The following is a 347-nucleotide window of genomic DNA, read 5'->3' as shown; positions in this document are numbered from 1 at the left end:
CGTATCTGGCTAGACGCCCAGGACTGTCAGTTTCACTCCTTCGAGGAACTCAATGCCTGGCTGGGCCAGCGCTGCCGCGCGCTTTGGAACGAGCTGACGCACCCTCAATACAGCGGGCTGAGTGTGGCCGAAGTGCTGGAGTTGGAGCGCGCTGAACTGATGCCTGTGCCAGCGCCATTCGACGGTTACGTCGAGCGGCCTGCGCGGGTCTCCAGCACCTGCCTGGTCAGCGTCGGGCGCAACCGCTACTCGGTTCCGTGTGAGTATGCGGGTAAGTGGGTCAGCAGCCGTTTGTATCCGACGCGAATCGAGGTGGTGGCTGACGACGCGCTGATCGCCAGCCATGT

Annotated in this window: 1 pseudogene; it reads left to right on the top strand. The window is 63.1% G+C overall.

Annotated features, from left to right (window positions below):
* Positions 1-347: pseudogene (locus A9513_RS14675) on the top strand (IS21 family transposase); the annotation flags it as partial.

This window comes from Pseudomonas sp. AU12215 (assembly GCF_001675465.2).
Classification (GTDB): domain Bacteria; phylum Pseudomonadota; class Gammaproteobacteria; order Pseudomonadales; family Pseudomonadaceae; genus Pseudomonas; species Pseudomonas nitroreducens.
The sequence above is the reverse complement of the archived record's forward strand: the minus strand, read 5'-3'. Positions and strand labels throughout refer to the sequence as shown.